This window comes from Saccharicrinis sp. 156 (assembly GCF_050589685.1).
GTDB lineage: Bacteria > Bacteroidota > Bacteroidia > Bacteroidales > Marinilabiliaceae > Saccharicrinis.
Genome location: NZ_JBNGOS010000033.1, coordinates 1 through 19,306, shown reverse-complemented (window position 1 = coordinate 19,306; position 19,306 = coordinate 1). Strand labels below are relative to the sequence as shown.

20 protein-coding genes and 1 pseudogene are annotated in these 19,306 nt (G+C 37.9%); 10 read left to right on the top strand and 11 right to left on the bottom strand.

From position 1 onward, the window contains the following. Positions 1 to 51 precede the first annotated feature (51 nt). The 3 genes from ACRD64_RS18685 (at position 52) to ACRD64_RS18675 (ending at position 3,537) form a co-directional block, all read left to right on the top strand. The gene (locus tag ACRD64_RS18685; protein ID WP_430934984.1) at positions 52 to 927 is read left to right on the top strand and encodes a nucleoside phosphorylase; all 876 of its coding nucleotides are present in this window, start codon (positions 52 to 54) and stop codon (positions 925 to 927) included. Positions 928 to 947: 20 nt separating this feature from the next. Beyond that, positions 948 to 1,814, top strand: coding sequence for a transglutaminase-like domain-containing protein (locus ACRD64_RS18680; RefSeq protein ID WP_430934983.1), 867 nt, complete (start codon positions 948 to 950; stop codon positions 1,812 to 1,814). A gap of 265 nt (positions 1,815 to 2,079) precedes the next feature. After that, entirely contained in the window at positions 2,080 to 3,537 is a 1,458-nt protein-coding gene (locus ACRD64_RS18675; RefSeq protein ID WP_430934982.1) for an aminoacyl-histidine dipeptidase, read from the top strand. A 686-nt stretch (positions 3,538 to 4,223) separates the two neighbouring features. On the opposite strand, the gene ACRD64_RS18670 is transcribed toward ACRD64_RS18675, so the two are convergent. From ACRD64_RS18670 to ACRD64_RS18655, 4 genes and pseudogenes are all read right to left on the bottom strand, one after another. After that, positions 4,224 to 5,675, bottom strand: a complete 1,452-nt coding sequence (locus ACRD64_RS18670; RefSeq protein WP_430934981.1) for an alpha-L-fucosidase — start codon at positions 5,673 to 5,675, stop codon at positions 4,224 to 4,226. A gap of 96 nt (positions 5,676 to 5,771) precedes the next feature. Further along, positions 5,772 to 6,068 carry a hypothetical protein gene (locus ACRD64_RS18665; protein ID WP_430934980.1) on the bottom strand — a complete coding sequence of 99 codons (297 nt, stop codon included), beginning with the start codon at positions 6,066 to 6,068 and terminating at the stop codon, positions 5,772 to 5,774. A 102-nt stretch (positions 6,069 to 6,170) separates the two neighbouring features. Continuing rightward, positions 6,171 to 6,437: pseudogene (locus ACRD64_RS18660) on the bottom strand (pyruvate formate lyase family protein); the annotation flags it as partial. Positions 6,438 to 6,676: 239 nt separating this feature from the next. Then, entirely contained in the window at positions 6,677 to 7,567 is an 891-nt protein-coding gene (locus tag ACRD64_RS18655; protein WP_430934979.1) for an AraC family transcriptional regulator, read from the bottom strand. Positions 7,568 to 7,711: 144 nt separating this feature from the next. Here ACRD64_RS18655 and ACRD64_RS18650 point away from each other — a divergent pair, with 144 nt between their 5' ends. The 4 genes from ACRD64_RS18650 to ACRD64_RS18635 all read left to right on the top strand — a co-directional run bounded on the left by ACRD64_RS18650 (position 7,712) and on the right by ACRD64_RS18635 (position 10,345). Continuing rightward, positions 7,712 to 8,968: a uroporphyrinogen decarboxylase family protein gene (locus ACRD64_RS18650; RefSeq protein WP_430934978.1), complete on the top strand. Its 1,257-nt coding sequence runs from the start codon at positions 7,712 to 7,714 to the stop codon at positions 8,966 to 8,968. Positions 8,969 to 9,056: 88 nt separating this feature from the next. After that, entirely contained in the window at positions 9,057 to 9,434 is a 378-nt protein-coding gene (locus ACRD64_RS18645) for an L-rhamnose mutarotase (protein ID WP_430934977.1), read from the top strand. 428 nt (positions 9,435 to 9,862) lie between these two features. After that, entirely contained in the window at positions 9,863 to 9,988 is a 126-nt protein-coding gene (locus ACRD64_RS18640) for a hypothetical protein (RefSeq protein WP_430934976.1), read from the top strand. 171 nt (positions 9,989 to 10,159) lie between these two features. Continuing rightward, complete coding sequence (locus ACRD64_RS18635) at positions 10,160 to 10,345, top strand: hypothetical protein (protein WP_430934975.1); 186 nt, start codon at positions 10,160 to 10,162, stop codon at positions 10,343 to 10,345. Between the two features lie 309 nt (positions 10,346 to 10,654). On the opposite strand, the gene ACRD64_RS18630 is transcribed toward ACRD64_RS18635, so the two are convergent. The 7 genes from ACRD64_RS18630 to ACRD64_RS18600 form a co-directional block, all read right to left on the bottom strand. Continuing rightward, positions 10,655 to 11,677 (bottom strand): permease, encoded by a 1,023-nt coding sequence (locus tag ACRD64_RS18630; RefSeq protein ID WP_430934974.1) that lies wholly within the window; start codon positions 11,675 to 11,677, stop codon positions 10,655 to 10,657. Continuing rightward, a complete protein-coding gene (locus tag ACRD64_RS18625) occupies positions 11,674 to 12,051 on the bottom strand; it encodes a hypothetical protein (protein ID WP_430934973.1) in 378 nt (125 codons plus the stop codon). The genes ACRD64_RS18630 and ACRD64_RS18625 overlap by 4 nt, the downstream gene beginning before the upstream one ends. A 34-nt stretch (positions 12,052 to 12,085) precedes the next feature. Next, positions 12,086 to 13,276 carry a 4Fe-4S binding protein gene (locus tag ACRD64_RS18620; RefSeq protein ID WP_430934972.1) on the bottom strand — a complete coding sequence of 397 codons (1,191 nt, stop codon included), beginning with the start codon at positions 13,274 to 13,276 and terminating at the stop codon, positions 12,086 to 12,088. 12 nt (positions 13,277 to 13,288) lie between these two features. Next, complete coding sequence (locus ACRD64_RS18615; RefSeq protein WP_430934971.1) at positions 13,289 to 13,546, bottom strand: indolepyruvate ferredoxin oxidoreductase subunit alpha; 258 nt, start codon at positions 13,544 to 13,546, stop codon at positions 13,289 to 13,291. Between the two features lie 9 nt (positions 13,547 to 13,555). Beyond that, a complete protein-coding gene (locus tag ACRD64_RS18610; RefSeq protein ID WP_430934970.1) occupies positions 13,556 to 14,794 on the bottom strand; it encodes a hypothetical protein in 1,239 nt (412 codons plus the stop codon). A gap of 64 nt (positions 14,795 to 14,858) precedes the next feature. Beyond that, entirely contained in the window at positions 14,859 to 16,259 is a 1,401-nt protein-coding gene (locus ACRD64_RS18605; RefSeq protein ID WP_430934969.1) for a 4Fe-4S binding protein, read from the bottom strand. Further along, positions 16,256 to 16,639 (bottom strand): hypothetical protein, encoded by a 384-nt coding sequence (locus ACRD64_RS18600; protein ID WP_430934968.1) that lies wholly within the window; start codon positions 16,637 to 16,639, stop codon positions 16,256 to 16,258. Before ACRD64_RS18600 ends, ACRD64_RS18605 begins: the two co-directional genes overlap by 4 nt. Before the next feature lie 254 nt (positions 16,640 to 16,893). Between ACRD64_RS18600 and bla the strand changes: the two genes are divergently transcribed. Genes bla through ACRD64_RS18585 form a run of 3 tightly spaced genes read left to right on the top strand, consistent with a single transcriptional unit; the run spans position 16,894 to position 19,101 of the window. Then, positions 16,894 to 18,162: a subclass B1 metallo-beta-lactamase gene (gene bla, locus ACRD64_RS18595; RefSeq protein WP_430934967.1), complete on the top strand. Its 1,269-nt coding sequence runs from the start codon at positions 16,894 to 16,896 to the stop codon at positions 18,160 to 18,162. Then, entirely contained in the window at positions 18,149 to 18,532 is a 384-nt protein-coding gene (locus ACRD64_RS18590) for a diacylglycerol kinase family protein (RefSeq protein ID WP_430934966.1), read from the top strand. The genes bla and ACRD64_RS18590 overlap by 14 nt, the downstream gene beginning before the upstream one ends. Next, positions 18,532 to 19,101, top strand: a complete 570-nt coding sequence (locus tag ACRD64_RS18585; protein WP_430934965.1) for a class I SAM-dependent methyltransferase — start codon at positions 18,532 to 18,534, stop codon at positions 19,099 to 19,101. The genes ACRD64_RS18590 and ACRD64_RS18585 overlap by 1 nt, the downstream gene beginning before the upstream one ends. Positions 19,102 to 19,306 lie beyond the last annotated feature (205 nt).

Below are 19,306 nucleotides of genomic sequence, written 5' to 3'. Positions count from 1 at the left end.
TACATGTTTTACAAAAAAAATATACCTTGCTTTAAATTATCACAATATAGCATGGCACGAAGAATAGAAGAATCAGAATTAATAATAAACAAGGATGGAAGTATTTTCCATCTTCAGCTAAAACCCGGCGAACTGGCCGACAATATTATTTTGGTCGGAGACCCGGGCAGGGTAGAAACTGTTGTATCCTTTTTCGATACGGTTGAACTTGAGCGCAGGAACCGCGAGTTTGTATCTGTTACAGGTACCTATAAAAGGAAGCGATTTTCGGTTGTGGCAACAGGAATTGGTACCGATAATATCGATATTGTGGTTAATGAATTGGATGCCCTGGTCAATGTAGACTTTAAAACGCGAACGGTCAAACAGGTTTTGAAATCCCTTAATTTGGTGCGAATAGGTACTTCTGGTTCTTTGCAAAAAGACCTGCCGGTGGACAGCTGTTTGTTAAGCAAAAAGGCAATAGGATTCGATGGTTTGCTAAATTTTTATGCTGGAAGAGATGAGGTAGTGGATTTGGATTTTGAGCAACAGTTTAAAGAAGGTTTGAATTGGAATCCACTGCTTGCATCCCCTTATGTAGTAGATGCTTCATCGGAATTGTTGGACGAACTCTCGGTAAATGGATTTCATCAGGGTGTTACTATCTCGGCTCCCGGTTTTTATGGTCCACAAGGAAGAATAATACGTTTAGGTATTCAAGATGTGGATATTAACGAAAAAATCAGTAATTTTAGACATGACCAGCACAGAATAACTAATTACGAAATGGAGTGTTCGGCAATTTATGGATTGTCGAAGTTGTTAGGGCACAATGCAGCCACAGTTTGTGCCATTATCGCAAATCGAAAAGCAGGGGAATACAGTAACGATTATAAGCCAGTTATGAAGGATTTGATAGAGAAGGTACTGGATAGTTTGGTTTAACAACATTAAAAGTGGGAGCCATGGATAAGACAAAAGTACACGCATTAATATCTTTATTGGATGATCCTAACGAGGTGGTATTTAGTACGGTAGAGGAGCAGTTGCTTCAAGAAGAGATTGAAGTAGTCGATGAGTTGGAAAAAGCCTGGGAAATATCTCATGACGACGTTTTTCAAAAAAGGGTTGAAAACATTATTCATACACTTCAGTTGAATGACGTAAAAAGTCTTATGGCCAAGTGGGTGAATGAGGGCGGAAAAGATTTGTTTTATGGGGCGTTTTTGGTTGCCAAATATCAATATCCCGAACTGAACTACGACGAATTAAACGAAAAGGTAAACAAATTGCGTAAAGATGTTTGGCTGGAACTGAACGATCACCTTACCTCACTGGAAAAAGTTAGGATTATTAATCATGTCATGTTTGATATCCATAAGTATGTAAGGAATAGTGCCAACTTTTTTGCTCCGCAAAACTCATATATCAATGAGGTGGTTGATACTAAAAAAGGTAATCCGATATCCTTGTCTATCATATACTCGGTAGTGGCACAACGATTAGGTTTACCGATATACGGTGTTAACCTACCGAAGAATTTTATCCTTTGTTTTTTGGATGAAAATATTCATCCTTTTACGTCTGCCGGGCATAAGGATAATGTGATGTTTTACATTAACCCTGTAAATAAAGGGGCGATCTTGGGAAGAAAAGAAATAGAATACTTCATTAAACAACAAAAATTAAACAATATATCGTCTTACTTTAATCCTTGCGCTAACTTGGATATTATTAAAAGAGTGCTGTTCAATTTATCGTATGCATACGAAAACCAAGGTAATGAACATAAAAAGGAGGAGATTATGCTTCTATTGGAATTGTTCAAATAATCAGGGAACAAGTCTCATATTCTCTTGATAGCGGATCGGATGTAATTTAACGGATTAAGGTCAGTTTTTTTTCTCGGATATACCAAAGACTTCCTGGTGTAAGTATAGCTGAGAATGCTCATCTCATATGCTAATTTTACGTTTTATTTTTATAGCTTCAAAAAAATAACCGATGAAACGAGCCAGTGGTGCTGCTTCGCTTTGAAGGGTGTGGTTAACTTGTTGATTTTCATCAAGTGTGTTTAAAAGTTAAAATAATAATGAAATGAATATTTTAGAATCGTTAGAACCGGCTGTAGTATGGAAATATTTCGAAAAGATATGTCAAATCCCCAGGCCATCGAAAAAAGAAGAGAAGATATTAGCGTACCTGGTATCTTTTGCCGAGGAACACAGGTTGGAATATAAACAGGACGAAATAGGGAATATACTGATTCTCAAACCTGCCACCAAGGGATGCGAGGACTTGGAATCCGTGGTATTGCAATCGCATGTGGATATGGTATGCGAAAAGCATTCCCACGTAAAACACAACTTCGATAAAGACCCGATAGTCCCGAAAATTGACGGTGAATGGGTTAAAGCTACCGATACCACATTGGGTGCCGACGATGGAATCGGTATGGCTGCCCAGTTGGCTTTGCTGGCAAGTAATGACATCAAACACGGCGATCTGGAGTGTTTGTTTACCGTTGATGAGGAAACGGGGCTGACCGGAGCATTTAGCTTAAAAAAAGGCTTCTTCAAAAGTAAAATACTCCTGAACCTGGATTCTGAGGATGATGGTGAATTATTTATTGGGTGCGCAGGGGGTGTTGACACGGTGGCCACTTTTGAAATCCAAATGGAAGAAACACCGCTTAATTGCTTTGCTTTTAAGATGGATGTTTCTGGTTTAAAAGGAGGGCATTCTGGCGATGATATACATAAAGGTCTTGGGAATGCCAACAAAATACTGAATCGTTTTTTATGGAACGCTTCCCGGGAATACGGATTAAGGTTGAACAAGTTTAGTGGCGGAAACCTGAGGAATGCCATCGCACGTGAAGCTTCCGCTTTAGCTTTGGTTCCCACATCTCAAAAAGAACCCATTAGAGTAGCATTCAATATTTTTTACGATGAATTGTGTTCTGAGCTTGAAGTCACGGAGCCTGATTTAAGGATGCACCTGGAATCGTGTGATATCCCGGATAGTGTATTTGAAAAAGGCTTTCAGGAAAGCTTGTTAAACTCAGTTTATGCTTGCCCGCACGGGGTAATAGAGATGAGCCGAAAAATAGAAGGAATGGTGGAGACTTCGACTAACCTGGCTGCAATTAAGCAGGAAGACGATAAAATGATTATCACCACCAGCCAGCGAAGCTCTGTAGAATCGGCCAAAGAAGATATTGCCGCCATGGTGCGCAGTGTGTTTGAATTGGCGGGTGCAGAAGTTAAGCATGGAGAAGGATACCCGGGATGGGCACCCAATACCGATTCGGAAATTTTGAACATCACCAGGGAATCATATGAGCGACTGTTTGGAGAAGCTCCCGTGGTTAGAGCGATACATGCTGGCTTGGAGTGCGGTCTTTTCCTGGAAAAATATCCAAAGTTAGATATGATCTCGTTCGGACCAACCATCCGTGGCGCCCATTCGCCCGATGAAAGGATTAACATTGAAACGGTAAATAAATTCTGGCTTCACCTGCTCGATGTGTTGGTTAATATTCCGGAAAAATAATTAGTCGTAATAGAAGCTGTCCCATGGCAGCTTCTATTACCTATTGGTTAATGAGTTTAAGGTTAAACTTACTTTCCCGAAATATTCGAAACAGGTTCATTTAACGATGTTATTAATTGCCAAAACATATTCAGGACAACCAGTTGCGCAGTATTAAGGAAATAGCTGTCGTTAATTCCATAATCAAAAAAGTATTACTCTCCACAAATCCCGATATCAACAAGTTAATACCAGGATAATCATCTTGAATTTGCCGAAAAACTTCGTAATCTTTATGTGAGTGCTTTTTATTCGAATGAAGCCATATTTTGATCATTTTAAGATTTTTGCCGGCACACAGGTCATTGAAAAGGCAAAGCTCTCCATCAGAACCAGGAAAATTAACTGAAATATATAAGGCAATTTGATGCAAGTTTTCAAGGCTGTCTGTTACACCAGGAATCAATGGTGTCCGTATCTCTATTTTTAGTTTAGGGAATTGACTTTTTTATAGTTTTCACCCTAGAGGTATGTAATGAGTGTTTAAGGAATTGTAAAACAAAGAGTTGATAAAATTAGACATGGCAACGCTCTGGTGAGTTGAAGCATGTTAGTGATACGTCTAGTTTTATTATAATAGATAACAATGCGCAAAACCGGACCGATATGGGTGTTTATATTATGTATATTGTATATTAGCGTTTTGTTCATTCATTGATTTGGATAACGGGCGCTTTTGAATGGGCACCAATAACGACTTCATTTATAATAGGATTTGCACCTTCGTGTTCTAATATTTCCAGCTTAAGGAAACGGGTGTTTTTTGATTCGAATTGGATGCTTTTCATATCGCCATCGGCTAACCATTTTTCTTCCTTAATGAGCTTAAATTTATTTCCATCTTTACTAACCCATAGTTTGCAATGTTTAATATTACCATCTGTTAAGCTGGTCTCCGGAGCAGGTTTACATCGATGTTTGGGAGTTATCTGCATTAATTCGATTCCGTTATAAACACTTCCTAAATCAAAAGTTACTGATTGTGGATTAGAACCATGAGGAATCCAGTCGTAATAGTTTTTGCCTGCGATTTTTGATGCATCAAAAGTGTGGTTTGCTTCACCGCTGGTTGCTGAGGCTGAAACGGGGCGTATCTCGAATAATACAGGAGGGTGTTGTTTTGGTAATTTAGGTCGGTTAAAATCGGGTTTCCATAAGGTGCCTATTTCCGACAAGAAGTCTATGTATATGGTATCCAATAAACCATCTCTGTTAGGCATACAGTTTAGCAAAAAATTACAGTATCTGCTTTCCAAAGTTTCCAGTTTATGCGTAATGTTTGGAGCTGATTCTCCCATCTTTAAACCATTGGGTGTTTTGGGACTCCAAAACCATCCGTTGCCCTTTACACTGCAATGTCCCAATGCGGAGGCCATTGTGTTCGTTTGTTTCGGAAAAGCACCAAAAGGGCCTTCAAAATAAGGAATATCAACATGAAATGTTGATTGCATATGGGTGTGGTCGGTAATCAGACATTCGGGTTGCAACGAGCGAACCAGTTCCCTTATTTCTTTATATGGAACCTCATTGTGCCCAAAGCGCCAAAACCATCCGTCAAATACTAAATATTTTATTTCTCCATAATTGGTGAGCAGTTCTGTTAACTGGCCTTTTATAAATTCTAATTCCTTTTCGTTAACCTTACCTTTATCAATCTGATTGCTCGAATCCCAAATAGAATAATATAATCCGGGTTCTAAACCTTTAGCCCTAAACGCATCCACATATTGTTTCACAATATCCTTTTTGTAAGGTGTTGATGCCACATCGTAATCGGTATATTTACTATCCCACAAGCAAAAACCCTCGTGGTGCTTTGTGGTGAGCAAGCCAAATTTCATTCCGGCCTCGGCAGCCAACTCTGCCCATTGGTTACAGTCCAATTTTTGCGGGTTGAACCTACTAATGTCGTAGTTAGCTTCGCCCCACTCAGCTCCATACGACATGATGTTGTAACAAATAAACATTCCAAAGCGCATGTCAACAAAATCTTCAAGTCGTTTTTGATGAATACTGGTGTTATCCTTTTTTATATCTGTACGACCGCAATTCATTAAAGCTAATGGTATTAGCAAGGCTGTCAATAGTCTATAGTTCATGCTTAAATAATATAATAATTAAAAATTATTTTATCGAAAGATTTCATTCAAGCGTCATATGCTTCTAGTCTATAATCTAATAACCTCTAATATATTTTAATAATATTCCTTTTCAATAAATTCTTTCTGGAATTTTTTATCCATGGTAACAAAGAGGCTCGAATATCGGGTAACCTTAACATTAATGTCATGATAAGCTGGATTCCGGCTATCCTCCACGGAATCTTCCAACAATTTTAAATCTGTTAAATTAAAATTGATCTGAACCCCGCCTTTCACAAAGAAATTTCTTGAGAAAGCATCCATCAATAGCGCCGAATTGCTACCTGCTTTAAAAAAGTTTGGTGTTAGCTCAATTTGGAACGAACCACCCTGGCATTTACTAAAGTCCACAATTTACAAAAAGATTTTACAGTTACACCAATAATGGAACAAAGACGGTCGGAACAATGAACCCTTGATATTTTGTTTGTTTTCCAATATTTCTCTAACATTTTATGAAGCACGGAAGGTCATGTTGTCACTTTCGTCTTTATCATTTCCAAACTTCGAAAAGTTAAAGAAATACTGGCGCATTACTTCTTCTCCTTCCCAAACTTTTTCCATGGCCATTTGCATCTCAGCCAAGGAGTATTTTTTGTCTTCAAAAACAAGTTTTTTAATGGCAATAAGAGAACCAGACACATTGGGAGTACCAAGAACATTAACGGAAATAAAGTTGTATCTGACGAAACCATATCTGTACAGTCCTTGCTTTTTTTTACAGCCGCGCGTACATAGGGGGGTGCCATTTCAGGCCGAACCTTTGCTTGCTATTTGCAGGAGGTATTTTGAAAATCGATAAAAGCATTGGCTGTTTTATCCACTTTGGCCGTATACATATTCCATTAGGGATGAAAGTCAGATATCTTCTGTTGTTAAGAAAATACCTTTGAGCCCCAAGGCGTGATTGGTTTAATGAATTATAAATACAGGATATCCATACCTGGGGATTATTAGTATTAGTCTCCTACCTCATCATTTCTATATTGCGTTGGCGATTTTCCTATGTGCTTGGTAAACAGGCGTGAAAAATAGTAAGGATCATCATATCCTAGTTCGTAGGCAATATCTTTAATTTTTAAATGAGTGCTTGATAAATAACGGCAAGCGCGTTGCATCTTTTGTTGCAAAAAATATTCAATAGGGGAGCAACGCATCTTTTTCATAAATACTTTGTAAAGATTAGATTCAGAACACTGACATACTTCTGATAATGCTTTTAAAGTCAATCGTTTTGTTAAATTGTTTTTCATATAAGTAACAGCCGTATTTACATGATCTTTTATTGAAACCTCCTGCGAGATTCGATAACAATCGATATGTTTTAAGGTAGTTAGAAAGTATTTAAGCGATACATTGGCAAACACTACACTTTCAAAATTGCTGAATTGTTCCATGTTCTGAAGCATTTCTTCAAACACGATCAACCTGTCTTCCAAACGAGAATATTTACTCTCTGGAATAGTTATTGGTTTTGAACAAGTTGGTGAATAGTTGATCGCATTTTTTCCGGTGTAGTGAATCCAATAATTGTCCCATGGATTAGAATCGTTAGCGCCATAGGAACATTTGGTTTTAGGAGGAATGATAAAATATTGATTTTGTTGTAAAATATATTTTTGATCATCCAATATAATCCATCCTTCACCACTTCTGCAATAAATGAGTATGTATTGACTACACCCGAATGGTCTGTTTCTGTAATGTCCCTTGGCATTTGGAAAATGCCCGATATGGGTAATATATAAATCATTAATCCTACTTTCCGCTTGAATACTTTTTTTCGTTTTACCAGGGGTGTATGTCAATCGTTGTCCGGCAAAACCATCTTTGATTTGGTTTGAGTTCATAAAAATACAAAATAGTCCATCAAAATTAAATTTTTTACCATTGAATGACAAGCCGTAGGCTATAACTTTGCGAGATAATTAATTTTAATATAGAGTGTAAGATATCATAATATCGAGTCTTATAAACTAACAAGCTAATGTATCATGACACCCAGAGAAAGAGTATTAAGCGCTATTAACCATAAACAACCGGATAAAGTGCCCTTTGACATAGGGAGTAATCCCAGTTCGGGTATATCGGCCATTGCTTATTCAAACTTGTTGCATTATTTAAATAAACCGGATTTGCACACCCGGATTTATGATGTGGTTCAGCAATTGGCGCAACCCGACGATGAAATTATTGATTTGTTGGGTATAGATATCATCGATGTAGGAAGAACCTTTAATGCTTCGGATTCAGATTGGTATCCGATTACCATGGCCAACGGTGCCATCGGATATTACCCCAAATGGTTTAAACCAGCGTTAATGCCAACTGGTGAATATGTGGCTAAAGATGCACAAGGTGAAGTTATTGCCAAAATGCCGCAAGGTGCCACTTTCTTCGACCAAACGATTTATCCCTGGCAAGATGGTTTCCCTTCAGATTATTCAGGACTAAAACCGGCTATGGATAAGGTTTTGTGGAGTGCATTTGCACACAGCCCATGGGATCATGCCAGCGATCCCGGATTTTGGGATACTTTGAGAAAAAATGCGTTACATCTTCGAGCAACAACAGATAAAGCTTTAATGATAGTTGTGGGATGCAACTTGTTTGAATGGGGATCTTTTTTGCGACGTATGGATAACTTTTTGATGGACCCTTATTTGTACCCTGCCGAAGTACATGGGCTGCTGGATGCTTTGTTGGAAAGTCATATGAAAACATTGGAGAAAGTGGTTGCGGCAGTGGGGGATGTGGTAGATATTATTCGTTTTGGGGATGATCTAGGTATGACCAGCGGGCCATTTATGCCCAAGGAATTATATCAGGAGTTCTATAAACCACGCCATAAACAATTAAACGATTATGTGAAGAAACATAGTGAAATGAAAACATTCCTTCATTCATGCGGATCGATTTACCAGTTAATTCCTGATTTGGCAGAAGCCGGTTTTGACATTTTAAATCCTGTGCAGACCAATTGCACAGATATGCAGCCGGAAAGGTTAAAAAAGGAGTTTGGTAGGGACGTTACCTTTTGGGGTGGAGGTGCTGATACCACAACAGTTTTAAATAAAGCAACCCCGGATGAGGTTCGTAAGCATTCGTTGGAACGTCTGGAAATATTTTCGAAGGATGGTGGTTTTGTTTTTAACGCCGTGCATAATATTATTCCTGATGTACCCCCCGAAAATGTTATCGCCATGGTAAATGCAGTGCGCGAATTTAATGGAGATACTTTTATATTATAATTTAAACGTTTGTAATGCTATCTTGGTTATTTTTGGGATGGTGTTGGGATATGCCAATTAGTTTGATAAAACAATTCAATTTTAAAATATGAGAGAAACGGAACACATTGTTATAAATAGTACGAAGAGCAGAAAAAGAATTTGCCTGACCTGCGATTTGAAAGATAACCCGGAATTAATCGAAAAATATAAGTATTACCATAAACCCGAGAATAATTGGCCCGAAATAAACCAGGGCATTTATGATGCGGGCATCGAATTGATGGATATTTATCTCGTGGATAACCGTATGTTTATGATTTGCGAGATTGACGCTACTACCGACTTTGATGAATGCTGGAAAAAGATGGGAACCTATCCCAGACAAAGTGAGTGGGGGGAGCTGATGTCTAACTTTCAACAAGCCATTCCAGGACATAAACTGGAATGGGTAAAAATGGAAAGGGTGTATTTTTTAAAGGGGTAAGCAGGTTATCATATATATCATAATATATTAACAGTCAATTGCTATATCAATCTGCATTCAACATTTTATGGCATGTGCAGCATGGAGTTTTTATCATGCAAGAAAAAAAAAGAAGCTTAAAGTCTTATGTGATATTTGAATAAAACCCTCGTGTCATGAACAAATGATTACAATTTAATCTCGCCCCGTTTGTTGCGCTTCAAATCTGTCCTTCAACAATTGCCCATCATACTCCCGAACAATTGGTCCGGGAATATTTCAAAGCATTTTCTAATTCGGATTATGCATTTTTAAACCCGGATTATGTATTGGAGGTTCGTCATGAGCATTGCAAGTACAATAAAACAAGGTATTACTGAAACGAGGCATAGCATCGTTCTGGTGAGTTGAAGTGATGCAACGAAGTGTCTTGTTTTAAAGTAATTTCAATGTGTAATAGAATTTCTAATGCATATTGCGGGTTAAACGAATACATTACGGATGATGTTGTGATGAGGGAAGGCGATTTAAAAATTGGCAGTAACCGTCAGCAATTTTATACCGTTTTACAATGAGATTCCGTATTTATTTTCAAGTATGAGGTAAGTAGCCTAAAAAAGGTTGGGGAAACAAGATAGACGGTGGTTGCCAAGAGTGGTAAAATAGTTAAATATTTGCGTGATAAACCGATGGTTTCGAATGTACAAATAAAGCTACTTGATGCTACAGAATAAGCAAGGTTTGATATGACTAAATGGAGCGGCCGACTTAAAAACATAACCAACTGGGTGAGCATACATCATCCTGAATTAAACGGTTTTACCAGGGATATAACGCCACACGGTTCAAAAAACTATAAGAAAGCCATTCAGCTGTATTCCAATAGAAAGCAGAAAAGAGAAGAGAACATATTTATCGATAAGGATCTGTAATTGGTTCATTTCAAAGATTCGTTTTTTGTGCATATTTAGCGGGCATTCAACAGAAAAGTACAGTCGTTTTCCTTTATACGGGTTAATTAATTCCAAAAAAACGGTCGCGCTATCATGGTGAATGCTCCTTTTACGTATAAGAAAATGGAGCGCCAGTATACTTTCCTGAAAATAAAATGGGGATTAAGGTGATCCAATTGGTTCCGGGCATTTTCATGATGATGGTATGGGAGGTATGCGATTTATGCAGGCCCATATGCCTGTATAACTCCGGCAGGTATAATTCTTATCGTTGTTGTGTTTAAGTTTTTAGTAAGACAATCCCAAAATACCGGAAATGCCCATAGCTATAAGTACTATTGCTATAACTATTGAGAGCAGCAATACAGCGGTTATTTTCTTTCCAAAGAATTTTATCAGCATTACGATGGAAGAAATACAAACGGCCGAAGAGGTCAATGAAAAGGTCATAGCTGATGCCAAGGATAAATCGGTAAAATCCAGGAGAGGTTTTAGAAACAATACATCAGCTCCGTTGCATACGTAAATAGGAATACCAACTAGCATCATAAGAGAAGTGGCTTGGGTTTGGTTGCTGAAGCTTAGTGTTTCCAGATATCGTTGTGGCTGAATGTATTCAAAAACAAGCGTTAATCCTCCGGCCAATAAAATATAAGGGATTAGTTTTTTTAGATATTCCATTGTCTTTAAAAAAGGGCTATTGCCGGAGGTTGAACAACCGGTATTGCAGTTGTCATATACTCCTTTAATATCCATTTTAAATATTCGGGCTACCATTTCTACCATAACACCAACGGAAATTGCCAATACCAAAGAAGCCACAATCCTAAAAACAGCATACCTAACGCCCAATACTGAAACGGACATAAATACGATATATGGGTTTAGTAAAGGAGCTGCAATAATAAAGGTCACCAGGGTTTTTAAACTCACCCTTTGTTTCATAGATTCCACAACAGGAATCACCCCGCAGGAACAAATAGGAAGAAAGGAAGCATAAAGAAAAGCCAGAAATTGATTTTTGGGAAAAAAGCGTTTTACCTTTTTGGTATGCTGTTCGATTAACACACCACCGAAAATGCCCAGAATGACCACCATAAACAGCTCCATGAAATGCTCGTAGATAAAGAAAGCCCAACGGGGTAAAAATTGGTATAAAATACACTTTTCTTTGTGCCCGTACTGTATGCCGGAGATGTTCATGTAAATAGTGTCGGCCACCATTAATACAATTGTAGACAATACTATTATTTTGGATGTCGTCTCCTTATCAAAGCCCCGGTTTAGTTTATTGCTTACAACCGAATTCATTCTGCAATACTTATTTTTTCCTGAATAAAAAACTCTCCCTTATCTGCTTTTCTAAATGCAGTTATCTTTCCCATGCCTTTTTTATTAGGCCTCACCTTTAAGGTCATTTCTTTTGCCCAATTACGATTATCCATTGCGTTCCATTGACTTTGTTCGATAATATCTAATCCTGATAAATAGATTTTAGTTTTTTGCATGCCATCGCTACAAATTTCAGGGGGAATATTAACCTGAATTTTGATTCGTAACGTGTCGCCAATAGCATAATTACTTTTTTTAACTCCCCAAAAATTAATTGTTGCTTGTGCGTTTTGGGCAGTAGCTATGTTTAAGCACACCGATAATAAACAACCAATAACAAATAATTTTATCATATGATTATAAAAGAATTAAGCGCAATTAGCCAGATTATGAATTAAGAATCGCATTCTCGGGACATGCCTCCTGACATTTTCCGCATTTTGAACAATTACCCTGAATAATATCAGCCGTGTTCAATTCCCTGATTATCGCATCGTCGTTACACACGGGATAACAATCACCGCAATTGGTACACAGGCTTTCATCGATGTATGGTGTTTCGTCGGGTACTTCTTTGTCCACAGCGTCGAAAGTACATACATCAAAGCAGTCGCCGCAACTTACGCATGAGTCCTGATCGATATACGGTGTTTCCGGAGTAGCTGCCTGTTCCACAGAGATGGCATCGTCGTTACAAACAGGCAAGCAAAGTCCGCAACTGTTACATTTCGAAACATCAATATTAGAGGCGGAACTTCCCGATTCACCACTTTTAGTAATGGCATTCTCATCGCAAACCGCATAACATTCACCACATTGTGTACACTTATCCTGGGTTATACTGACCTTGGCATTGGTGATGGCGCTATGGTCGCATTTGTCAAGGCATTTTCCACATTTGGTGCACTTTGAAGTATCGATGTACGCCTTTCCGTTAACGCTTGAAATGGCTCCGTAAGAACAAGCACTGGAACATTTATTGGTACACCCATGGCAGCGACTGGTATTAACAGAATAGCTTTCCACAGTATAACTGATGGCGTTGCCTTCGTTGACACACTTGTCGATGCAATCGCCACAGCCTACACAATTGCCATTGACGGAGTACGAAACATTTGAAACACTCAAGGTGATGGCGTCTTGCTCACAAACACTAACACAATTACCACAATCGGTACAATTCTCGTCTATAATACTATATTGTTTAACCGCAACCATGGTAGCATCATAAGTGCAGGCTGAACTGCACATGCTACATTCGTTACATTTTTCTTCGTTGATATTAAATGTAACCGGAGCTACCTGAATAGCGTTATCTGAACAAACATCAGAACACAATTTACATTGGATACAATTATCTTCATCAATAGAATAGGCCGATGGTTCGGCTATAGAAATGGCATCGTAATAACATACACCAACACATATCGAACAACCTGTACACCTTTCCATATCTACCTTATATTCATTGTACATGCTGTTACTACACGATTTTAACAAAGGAGGTATGGCTATGAGGCTGGTCGCTTTTCCCAGGGTTAATAAGAAATTTCTCCGATTAAATTTATTCGATTCCATGGTCTTTAATAATTAGGATGAGATAGCGCCCTCTTTACAATGACTCACACATTTACCGCAGCCAACACAATCTGAGCTGGAAATACTTGCTTTACCACCATAAAGAGTAATGGCATCATTGGGGCACGAAGAGACGCAATCACCGCATCCGGTGCACTTGCTTTGGTCGATACTATAGGGATCGTCTTTGTGGCATGAAATACCCATTGCAAACACACTGACGGAACATGCTGATATTAATATCTTATTCAAAAATTCTCTTCTATTCATAATACACCATTAAAAGTTTAATCTTAATTCTAACCTTCCCAATAAAGCAGAATCATCAACAGGTATTAAATCGCTCTTTACATAACCGAAAATTGCATTGGCTTGCAGGCGTTTAAAGAATGTTTTTCCCGCTTGAATATCGAATTCTTGCATGGATGTGGTTGGATTAGAGAAAGCGTATTGACATTTAAAATGTGTTTTAATCTTAGGGATGGTATGTTTTGCTGACAACAAGAAAAGTGGCATTTCAGTGGCATCTAGTCTTAATACTTCCCCGGCCAAAATATTACTGAATCGGTTTAAGACAATAGCTTCATCGTCAATTTCAGTAAAGCCATAATGTGAGGCCATTAAAGAGGTTTTATGTCCGTTGTTCCACAGTAGATTTTTATCCAATGTTAAAACGGATATAAGTCCATTGTTGCCTTCGGCAGACTGGAACAGAACTTCCGGTTTAAAATTTATTTCACCAGGTAGTTTTATGTTAGCATACAAGCCACTAGTAAAGAATGAAGTGTTCACCTCACTTCCAAATTCCGAGTAAATAGCCAAGCCAACTTCATCGACTGATATTAAACTGGGTGTCTCAAATTCGTCCATTGAACCAAATTCATCATTAGGAGATTGGCTGCTCTTTTTACCCGGGTTAAAACCCAGGGTAAAACCTAACATATTGGTTTCACCTATACCGGAGCCTATATTATTAATTGATCTTCCCGGAATAATATCGTAGAGATAGCAGGTGCTGCAAAAAGTGCCGTTCCTGGAAAAATCATCAGAAACACTTCCTGCGGTAATATTTATTTTCCAATTGTCGCTGTTGCGCTGATAACTGAGCCCCAATATCCTTTCGTTGAGCAAATACTGATCGCCGAGCTTGCTGGATTGCAGGCCAACTGTCAGTTTCCCATAATCGCAACGGTAACTATAAAACAATTCGCGCAGTCCCCAGCGGAAATTATCAAATTCAAAATTGGTATCAAAATCGTATTGATTCCAGTATTTAAAACCACCTTCAAAATACAGGGTAGAGTTCCCACCTGTATAATCCAGACCCAGAAACCCCATAGTATTGGATATTGTACTATTGCTGAGGTATCCTGTTGAACCCACCAATTCTCCTGCCCACATCAAGTTTGATTCTCCTATCGGTTTTAGAGAAGCACCCATTTTACTTCGGCATTCCCATTGGGCAAATAGGCTGTTGCTTGTAATTATTAATAGTGATATGATTAAATATATTCTCATTTGTTTTAAAAATAGATTAGAGACTAAGAGATATTAGATAAGAGACCATTGTAGCTTAACTAATTTACATCATGCTCTTTTGAGTTGAAATTTTCAGTGCGTTTTTATGGCAGCTGCTGAAACAATCGCCACATGCTATGCAATCCTGAATATTTATTTGACTTGTTTTGTTTTCGTAAATAATAGCCCTTGATTTACACGATTTACTGCATCGGATACAATCTACACAATCCTCGTTCTTGACTATTCTTTTTGCTTTGGGCAATAATGCCACCAAACCTAAAGCCAATCCAACCGGACAAAAGGCACGACAAAACGGACGGTAAACAAGCACCGATGATACCAAAAGTAAGGCCAGTAAAACATATCCAGTTACAGTAGCTGAGAATAAATTGAAAGCAACTTTAAATGGATCATAATGGATAAAAACATTACTGTGGGTAATAGCCAGTTGTAACAACAGAACTACAAATACGGTTATTTGAATACCCTTGATTATTTTTTGGTGCTTGGCACTTTTCAAGAACTCTATTTTTGTAGCTGAGAACAGGAATTCCTGCAATCCCCCTAAATGACAGAGCCATCCGCACCATATCTTCCCTAGAAAATAGGTGATTGGGATAAGTCCCAAAAACCATAACATGGATACCCAGGAAACATCGTTTCCTAATATTATCAATATCACATTATGAAAAGATGAAATCATACAAGGACATCCTCCTCGCATAAACCCAAGCCACACTAACATGGCTAGCAAAAACAGCGGACGAAGTTTACGAAAGGTGGGATTGTTAATAAAAAAGCCGATTACAATCAACAAGGCCAGCAAAATCCCCAATTCTGTTAAGTGGGTTTTGTTTTTACCTATCCAATCTTCGTTCGAACTAACATTAGCCTCTGCCAACTCACCAAAGTCTTCGGAAAATTCGTTCATATCATTGGCTGAGAACTCATCACCTACAGAAGAAAGCTCATCCGTATTATTAAATTCTTCAGAAGTACTTACCGGAGTAAACACATCGGCAGAATCTTTAAATTCTTCTTCGTCACCAAATTCAGTGGGTTTTTCAGCTGAAATAAACTCGTCACCTGCTTCGCGAAATTCATCTACGGAAGATGATTCAGCCAGAACAATGCACGATTCAGGATTGCTTGCTGAGGGTTTCACAAAAGAGGATCCAATAAGAAACACAATAGCAATACCTCCTACAGCTAAAATGTATTTTTTTTTGTATTGCTTAAAGAAATAATACGAAGCCAGCGCTAATATTAATCCCAGGGTAAATATGCCTGAAGTACCGGATTTTGGACCTTTGGACTCTGATGCATACGGACATTGAGCACAGTCTTGCTTTTCGGTATTGCACGACGTTTGTACCCTATTTTGCTTTATTTCACTTATTGGAGCAGATGAAACACCCAAGCAAAGCAGACTAAAAATGAATATGCAGAAGACTATTTTCACAGTGTCTCTATTTCAATGTTTCCGTAGCCCCCTTCTTTGTCGCAGGTGCGAACAGCAAAAATCTGACTTTTACCTTTTTTACCTTTTTTCAACGCAGTAAGCTGAACCTTTAACTTTCTGGTGTATTTCATGCCGGAAATCTGCTTCCAATCCGTAGCACCCAAAATCTTAACTCCCTGATATTTGAATTTGGTTTCTTTTAGCGCCACGGGACATGTTCTGTGTGTAAAAACCACTTCTACTTCAACAATTAATACATCCCCAATAGCATATGCTTGCTTTTTATCATCCTGTATCTTAAAATTAATTTCACAAGCGTTTACAGTCATTAAACCAGAAAATAACAGTACAAACGGTAATACAATTCGTAATTTCTTCATAATAAAACTTTGTATAAAAGTATTCCCATACCTATTCTTATCCAACAATATTCTATGAACCCAGACTTTTTTCCTACGAATACTAAAGATTCTCCTTCATACTCAATTTGAGGGATGAGGGTAATGTATTTACCATTAAATATTAATATGTGGTATATCATTACAAAAGCTAGAAGAAGAGTCTGTTGTAAAGTGAAAATATTTTTGAACTAGCTTAAAATTTTATACGATATTTGTATAAAACCCCTTCCATCATGAAGAGATATCTACAATTTAATTTGGCCCTGTTAGTTACACTGCAGCTTTGTACTTCGATATTAGCGCAACAAACTCCCGAACAAATAGTCAGGGAATATTTTGAAGCTTTTTCTAATTCCAATTATGCATCTTTAAACGAATACATTACGGATGATTTCGTGATGAGGGAAGGCGATTTTGAAATATGCAGCAATCGACACCAGTTTTATACTGTTTTTCAATGGGATTCTGTATTTGTGCCTAAGTATGAAGTAAGAAGTATAAAAACGGATGGAGAAATAATTAAAGCCGTAATTGCTAAAAGTGATAAACGAGTTGATTTTCTGCATGATGAACCGATGGTTTCGAATGTACAGATAAAGCTTACAGATGATAAAATAAAGCTACTTGATGTTACAGGTTATGCAAAGTTTGATGCGGCAAAATGGCGAGGGCGACTTAATAACGTAAATAGTTGGGTGGGCAAACATCAACCTGATTTAAACGGCTTTGCCAGAGATATCACACCACACGGTTCAAAAAACTACATGAAAGCCATTCAGCTGTATTCGAATAGAAAGCTGGAAAAAGAAGAGAAAATATTTATCGATAAGGATCTGCAATTGGTTCATTTAAAAGATTCGGTTTTTGTGCATATCACAAAGTATCGCTTTAATGGTGGTAAACCATTTCCTTCCAATGGTTTAATAGTTGCTAAACAGGGTAAAGCCATTATGGTAGATACTCCTGTTACAATGGAACAAACGGAAAGACTATTTAATTACCTGAAAGATAAAATGAATATAAATGTGACTCAATTGATTCCCGGACATTTTCATATTGACTGCATGGGAGGGATCAAATATATGCATAGTCAAGGAGTTAACTCATTGGCCAATAAGCTAACAGTGGATAAATGTTTGTCGTCTGGATTAACTGTGCCAAAAGAATCATTTGAAAACTCGAGAGAATTAAATTTTAACGGACTTCCTGTAGAGTGTCGTTTTTTTGGAGGTGGACATTCATTTGATAATATTACTGTTTGGTTGCCCGATTCGAAAATATTATTTGGCGGATGTATGGTGAAGAATATTAAAGCACAAGGAATGGGAAATTTAAGCGATGCCGTGGTCAAAGATTGGGATTCAACGGTTGAGAAGGTTCAAAAAGCTTATCCCGATGCAGAAATTGTTATTCCGGGACATGGTAATTACGGTGGACAAGAGTTGTTGAGTCATACGTATGAGCTTGTGAAAAACTATAAACTAAAGTATGGCATCAAGTAAATTCTCCATCTCCAAACGGCTAAAAAGCTTTGTTTACGCTTTTAATGGTTTAAGGATATTATTGACAGAGGAACATAATTCGCGTATTCATTTACTGGCGGCAATCGCGGCGGTTATTTTGGGATGTGTTCTGCAAATAAACTACACAGAATGGTTGTCCGTTCTGTTTTGTATAGGCATGGTTATATCGTTGGAGTTGGTAAATTCGGCTATTGAAAATCTGGCCGACTGTGTTAGTCCCGAAAAGAATGAACGCATCAAAACAGTAAAGGACATGGCAGCGGGAGCCGTTTTGTGGGGAGCGATCATTGCTTTCGTAATCGGCACAATCATCTTCCTTCCTAAAATTTTAAATCTAATAACGCAATAATGGAAAGCGACTTTTACAAAAATAAGCATACCGTTGATAAGTACATACGGATGGCCAAAGATCATGACGGGACAGAAATTATTCAAATATTAAAACCTTATTTAAAACCAAAAGCTACGGTTTTAGAAATAGGTTCGGGACCGGGATCGGATTTTGAAATATTGCGCAAGGATCACAGTGTTGTGGGGTCAGACTATTCTCAGGAATTTGTTACGCGACTCAAGATGTTGTTTCCCGAAGATACATTTCTGGAACTGGATGCCATCACGTTAAAAACAAACATGGTGTTCGATGTTATTTATTCCAACAAGGTATTGCACCATTTAACGGACGAAGAATTAAAACATTCAATAGTAAGCCAAAGTGAAATTTTAAATGGGCACGGTATTATTTGTCACTCCTTTTGGAAAGGAAATGGAACTGAAAACTTTAACGGGATGTTTGTAAATAATCACACCGAAGATAGATTACGGCATTTCTTTGAACCCTATTTTAAAATTTTGCTGCTTAAAAGGTATAAAGAATTTGAAGAAGGTGATTCTTTGCTTTTGATTGCCCAAAAGAAGTGAACTCAACGATTGTCGCAAGTATGTCAGGGAAAATGCTTTTAAACAGACTTTAAGTTGTGTAGCAACCTTTTTGAACATATATTTTTAAAAATAATTTCTCTAACAACTTTGTAGACCATAAATTTTCGTTAAACCCGGATTATGCATTAGAACTTCGTCGTGAACATTGAAAGTGCAATAAAACAAGGCTTTACTGAAACGAGGC

What these genes read in the sequence shown, in the direction of transcription:
- ACRD64_RS18685 (WP_430934984.1), top strand. Translation starts at nt 52, where the DNA reads ATGGCACGAAGAATAGAAGAATCAGAATTAATAATAAACAAGGATGGA.
- ACRD64_RS18680 (WP_430934983.1), top strand. Translation starts at nt 948, where the DNA reads ATGGATAAGACAAAAGTACACGCATTAATATCTTTATTGGATGATCCT.
- ACRD64_RS18675 (WP_430934982.1), top strand. Translation starts at nt 2,080, where the DNA reads ATGAATATTTTAGAATCGTTAGAACCGGCTGTAGTATGGAAATATTTC.
- ACRD64_RS18670 (WP_430934981.1), bottom strand. Translation starts at nt 5,675, where the DNA reads ATGAACTATAGACTATTGACAGCCTTGCTAATACCATTAGCTTTAATG.
- ACRD64_RS18655 (WP_430934979.1), bottom strand. Translation starts at nt 7,567, where the DNA reads ATGAACTCAAACCAAATCAAAGATGGTTTTGCCGGACAACGATTGACA.
- ACRD64_RS18650 (WP_430934978.1), top strand. Translation starts at nt 7,712, where the DNA reads ATGACACCCAGAGAAAGAGTATTAAGCGCTATTAACCATAAACAACCG.
- ACRD64_RS18645 (WP_430934977.1), top strand. Translation starts at nt 9,057, where the DNA reads ATGAGAGAAACGGAACACATTGTTATAAATAGTACGAAGAGCAGAAAA.
- ACRD64_RS18640 (WP_430934976.1), top strand. Translation starts at nt 9,863, where the DNA reads ATGTGTAATAGAATTTCTAATGCATATTGCGGGTTAAACGAATACATT.
- ACRD64_RS18635 (WP_430934975.1), top strand. Translation starts at nt 10,160, where the DNA reads ATGACTAAATGGAGCGGCCGACTTAAAAACATAACCAACTGGGTGAGC.
- ACRD64_RS18630 (WP_430934974.1), bottom strand. Translation starts at nt 11,677, where the DNA reads ATGAATTCGGTTGTAAGCAATAAACTAAACCGGGGCTTTGATAAGGAG.
- ACRD64_RS18625 (WP_430934973.1), bottom strand. Translation starts at nt 12,051, where the DNA reads ATGATAAAATTATTTGTTATTGGTTGTTTATTATCGGTGTGCTTAAAC.
- ACRD64_RS18620 (WP_430934972.1), bottom strand. Translation starts at nt 13,276, where the DNA reads ATGGAATCGAATAAATTTAATCGGAGAAATTTCTTATTAACCCTGGGA.
- ACRD64_RS18615 (WP_430934971.1), bottom strand. Translation starts at nt 13,546, where the DNA reads ATGAATAGAAGAGAATTTTTGAATAAGATATTAATATCAGCATGTTCC.
- ACRD64_RS18610 (WP_430934970.1), bottom strand. Translation starts at nt 14,794, where the DNA reads ATGAGAATATATTTAATCATATCACTATTAATAATTACAAGCAACAGC.
- ACRD64_RS18600 (WP_430934968.1), bottom strand. Translation starts at nt 16,639, where the DNA reads ATGAAGAAATTACGAATTGTATTACCGTTTGTACTGTTATTTTCTGGT.
- bla (WP_430934967.1), top strand. Translation starts at nt 16,894, where the DNA reads ATGAAGAGATATCTACAATTTAATTTGGCCCTGTTAGTTACACTGCAG.
- ACRD64_RS18590 (WP_430934966.1), top strand. Translation starts at nt 18,149, where the DNA reads ATGGCATCAAGTAAATTCTCCATCTCCAAACGGCTAAAAAGCTTTGTT.
- ACRD64_RS18585 (WP_430934965.1), top strand. Translation starts at nt 18,532, where the DNA reads ATGGAAAGCGACTTTTACAAAAATAAGCATACCGTTGATAAGTACATA.